Source organism: Flavobacterium sp. K77 (assembly GCF_021608205.1).
In the GTDB taxonomy this organism is placed as follows: Bacteria; Bacteroidota; Bacteroidia; order Flavobacteriales; family Flavobacteriaceae; genus Flavobacterium; species Flavobacterium turcicum.
The window spans coordinates 1-4,948 of sequence record NZ_JAKIHO010000016.1 but is presented as its reverse complement, the minus strand read 5'-3'; the positions used below and the strand labels follow the sequence as shown (position 1 = coordinate 4,948).

Here is a 4,948-nt window from a genome sequence, read left to right as displayed (position 1 = left end):
ACAAACAATATACGATGAAGAGTTTGATCCTGGCTCAGGATGAACGCTAGCGGCAGGCTTAACACATGCAAGTCGAGGGGTATAGTTCTTCGGAACTAGAGACCGGCGCACGGGTGCGTAACGCGTATGCAATCTACCTTTTACAGGGGAATAGCCCAGAGAAATTTGGATTAATGCCCCATAGTATAGTTTTTTCGCATGAAGAGATTATTAAAGTTCCAACGGTAAAAGATGAGCATGCGTCCCATTAGCTAGATGGTAAGGTAACGGCTTACCATGGCGACGATGGGTAGGGGTCCTGAGAGGGAGATCCCCCACACTGGTACTGAGACACGGACCAGACTCCTACGGGAGGCAGCAGTGAGGAATATTGGTCAATGGACGCAAGTCTGAACCAGCCATGCCGCGTGCAGGATGACGGTCCTATGGATTGTAAACTGCTTTTGTACGAGAAGAAACACTGCTACGTGTAGCAGCTTGACGGTATCGTAAGAATAAGGATCGGCTAACTCCGTGCCAGCAGCCGCGGTAATACGGAGGATCCAAGCGTTATCCGGAATCATTGGGTTTAAAGGGTCCGTAGGCGGTCAGATAAGTCAGTGGTGAAAGCCCATCGCTCAACGGTGGAACGGCCATTGATACTGTCTGACTTGAATTATTAGGAAGTAACTAGAATATGTAGTGTAGCGGTGAAATGCTTAGAGATTACATGGAATACCAATTGCGAAGGCAGGTTACTACTAATGGATTGACGCTGATGGACGAAAGCGTGGGTAGCGAACAGGATTAGATACCCTGGTAGTCCACGCCGTAAACGATGGATACTAGCTGTTGGGAGCAATCTCAGTGGCTAAGCGAAAGTGATAAGTATCCCACCTGGGGAGTACGTTCGCAAGAATGAAACTCAAAGGAATTGACGGGGGCCCGCACAAGCGGTGGAGCATGTGGTTTAATTCGATGATACGCGAGGAACCTTACCAAGGCTTAAATGTAGATTGACCGGTTTGGAAACAGATCTTTCGCAAGACAATTTACAAGGTGCTGCATGGTTGTCGTCAGCTCGTGCCGTGAGGTGTCAGGTTAAGTCCTATAACGAGCGCAACCCCTGTTGTTAGTTGCCAGCGAGTCATGTCGGGAACTCTAACAAGACTGCCAGTGCAAACTGTGAGGAAGGTGGGGATGACGTCAAATCATCACGGCCCTTACGCCTTGGGCTACACACGTGCTACAATGGCCGGTACAGAGAGCAGCCACTGGGTGACCAGGAGCGAATCTATAAAACCGGTCACAGTTCGGATCGGAGTCTGCAACTCGACTCCGTGAAGCTGGAATCGCTAGTAATCGGATATCAGCCATGATCCGGTGAATACGTTCCCGGGCCTTGTACACACCGCCCGTCAAGCCATGGAAGCTGGGGGTGCCTGAAGTCGGTGACCGCAAGGAGCTGCCTAGGGTAAAACTGGTAACTAGGGCTAAGTCGTAACAAGGTAGCCGTACCGGAAGGTGCGGCTGGAACACCTCCTTTCTAGAGCCTTAGTGTTAGTAGTAATACACGCTAGGGAAAAAGATAAATGATAGAGGAACTTACTAAATAAAGAAGTTCTATTACTCTTGCTGTTAATTTAAAGAAATTGAAAAGAAGAATGAAGTAAAACAGAGTCTCGTAGCTCAGCTGGTTAGAGTACTACACTGATAATGTAGGGGTCGGCAGTTCGAGTCTGCCCGGGACTACTATTTTAGCCATTCAGAAGGAAATTTTAGAGGTTGAGTAACCGTTTTAAGTACTGTTAACTAAAAACTGTTAACTGCCAACAAAAAAATGGGGGATTAGCTCAGCTGGCTAGAGCGCCTGCCTTGCACGCAGGAGGTCAACGGTTCGACTCCGTTATTCTCCACAGATTCGCTGATGCGAATAAAAGTTCATTGACATATTGAGATAAGAAATAATAAAAAGTAGAAAGCAGTTTTTTCTAATTTATTAGAAAAAGCGAAAAAAAACGGTCGTAATTGATTTTACGATTGGTACAATAAGCAAAATAAGGGCGTATGGGGGATGCCTAGGCTCTCAGAGGCGATGAAAGGCGTGATAAGCTGCGAAAAGCTACGGGGATGGGCACACACCAATTGATCCGTAGATACCTGAATGGGGCAACCCACTATCTTGAAGAGATAGTACACCGATAGGTGGGCAAACCCGCTGAACTGAAACATCTAAGTAGGCGGAGGAGAAGAAAACAAAAGTGATTCCGTAAGTAGTGGCGAGCGAACGCGGATTAGCCCAAACCAAAGTTGTTACGGCAATTTTGGGGTTGTAGGACCACGACATTTTATGTACAAGGAACCGGAATTGACTGGAAAGTCGAACCATAGAGGGTGATAGTCCCGTATGGGTAACGAGTATAATAAATAGTGGTATCCTGAGTAGGGCGGGGCACGTGAAACCCTGTCTGAATTTGGCGGGACCATCCGCTAAGGCTAAATACTCCTGAGAGACCGATAGTGAACCAGTACCGTGAGGGAAAGGTGAAAAGAACCGTGAATAACGGAGTGAAATAGATCCTGAAACCATACGCTTACAAGCGGTCGGAGCCCTTAAGTGGGGTGACGGCGTGCCTTTTGCATAATGAGCCTACGAGTTAACGTTGCTGGCAAGGATAAGTGGTTAAGCCACGGATCCGTAGCGAAAGCGAGTCTGAATAGGGCGCTTTAGTCAGTAGTGTTAGACGCGAAACCGTGTGATCTACCCATGGGCAGGATGAAGCGCTGGTAACACAGTGTGGAGGTCCGAACCGGTTGACGTTGAAAAGTCTTCGGATGACCTGTGGGTAGGGGTGAAAGGCCAATCAAACTCGGAAATAGCTCGTACTCCCCGAAATGCATTTAGGTGCAGCGCACGGCGTAAAGTTATATAGAGGTAGAGCTACTGATTGGATGCGGGGGCTTCACCGCCTACCAATTCCTGACAAACTCCGAATGCTATATAATGTTTCCGTGCAGTGAGGGCTTGGGTGCTAAGGTCCAAGTCCGAGAGGGAAAGAACCCAGACCATCAGCTAAGGTCCCCAAATATACGCTAAGTTGAAAGAACGAGGTTTGTCTGCCCAGACAGCTAGGATGTTGGCTTGGAAGCAGCCATTCATTTAAAGAGTGCGTAACAGCTCACTAGTCGAGCGGACGAGCATGGATAATAATCGGGCATAAGCGTATTACCGAAGCTATGGATTTACAATTTATTGTAAGTGGTAGGGGAGCATTCTAACAGGGTAGAAGGTGTATCGTAAGGTATGCTGGACTGGTTAGAAAAGAAAATGTAGGCATAAGTAACGATAATGCGGGCGAGAAACCCGCACACCGAAAGACTAAGGTTTCCACAGCTATGCTAATCAGCTGTGGGTTAGTCGGGACCTAAGGCGAACCCGAAAGGGACAGTCGATGGACAACGGGTTAATATTCCCGTACTAGTTATTACTGTGATGGGGTGACGGAGTGATGAAAGCGCCGCGAACTGACGGAATAGTTCGTTGAAGTACCTACCTATAAGACCCGCAGGCAAATCCACGGGTTTTGGGGAAATACGATAGTACTCGGATACTTCGGTAGAAGAGATAGTGCGCCTAAGGGCTTCCAAGAAAAACCTCTAAACTTCAGGTAATAAGTACCCGTACCGCAAACCGACACAGGTAGTCGAGGAGAGAATCCTAAGGTGCTCGAGAGATTCATGGCTAAGGAATTAGGCAAAATAGACCCGTAACTTCGGGAGAAGGGTCGCCAGCAGCAATGCTGGCCGCAGTGAAGAGGTCCAGGCGACTGTTTATCAAAAACACAGGGCTCTGCAAAATCGTAAGATGAAGTATAGGGCCTGACACCTGCCCGGTGCTGGAAGGTTAAGTGGAGATGTTATCTTCGGAGAAGCATTGAAATGAAGCCCCAGTAAACGGCGGCCGTAACTATAACGGTCCTAAGGTAGCGAAATTCCTTGTCGGGTAAGTTCCGACCTGCACGAATGGTGTAACGATCTGGACACTGTCTCAGCCATGAGCTCGGTGAAATTGTAGTAGCGGTGAAGATGCCGCTTACCCGCAGTGGGACGAAAAGACCCTGTGCACCTTTACTATAGCTTAGTATTGACCTTGGATAAATGATGTGTAGGATAGGTTGGAGACTGTGAAGTGGCGTCGCTAGGCGTTATGGAGTCATTGTTGAAATACAACCCTTTGTTTATCTGAGGCCTAACTCCGCATTGCGGAGGACATTGCTTGGTGGGTAGTTTGACTGGGGTGGTCGCCTCCAAAAGAGTAACGGAGGCTTCTAAAGGTTCCCTCAGTACGCTTGGTAACCGTGCGTAGAGTGCAATGGCATAAGGGAGCTTGACTGAGAGACATACAGGTCGATCAGGTACGAAAGTAGAGCATAGTGATCCGGTGGTTCCGCATGGAAGGGCCATCGCTCAAAGGATAAAAGGTACGCCGGGGATAACAGGCTGATCTCCCCCAAGAGCTCATATCGACGGGGGGGTTTGGCACCTCGATGTCGGCTCGTCACATCCTGGGGCTGGAGAAGGTCCCAAGGGTTGGGCTGTTCGCCCATTAAAGTGGCACGCGAGCTGGGTTCAGAACGTCGTGAGACAGTTCGGTCTCTATCTACTGTGGGCGCAAGAAATTTGAGTGGATCTGATTCTAGTACGAGAGGACCGAATTGGACAAACCTCTAGTGTATCTGTTGTCACGCCAGTGGCACCGCAGAGTAGCTACGTTTGGAAGGGATAAGCGCTGAAAGCATATAAGCGCGAAACCCACCACAAGATGAGATTTCTTTTAAGGGTCGTGGGAGATGACCACGTTGATAGGCTATAGATGTAAAGGCAGTAATGTCATAGTCGAGTAGTACTAATAACCCGTAAGCTTATGTACACCTTTTCCTCCCGAGTAATCGGGAGGGAGAAACTTTCT

The 4,948-nt window shown here is 48.4% G+C and carries 2 tRNA genes and 2 rRNA genes; all 4 read left to right on the top strand.

Features of this window, described 5'->3' with window-relative positions:
* Positions 1–11: 11 nt before the first annotated feature.
* The 4 genes from L1S34_RS14545 to L1S34_RS14530 all read left to right on the top strand — a co-directional run bounded on the left by L1S34_RS14545 (position 12) and on the right by L1S34_RS14530 (position 4,909).
* A 16S ribosomal RNA gene (locus tag L1S34_RS14545) occupies positions 12–1,525 on the top strand.
* Positions 1,526–1,657: 132 nt separating this feature from the next.
* Positions 1,658–1,731, top strand: a tRNA-Ile gene (locus L1S34_RS14540).
* Between the two features lie 90 nt (positions 1,732–1,821).
* Positions 1,822–1,895: transfer RNA gene (locus tag L1S34_RS14535), tRNA-Ala, on the top strand.
* A 130-nt stretch (positions 1,896–2,025) separates the two neighbouring features.
* Positions 2,026–4,909 (top strand): 23S ribosomal RNA (locus L1S34_RS14530).
* Together the 16S and 23S rRNA genes with 2 tRNA genes alongside form the textbook arrangement of a ribosomal RNA operon.
* The last annotated feature ends 39 nt before the right edge of the window (positions 4,910–4,948 follow it).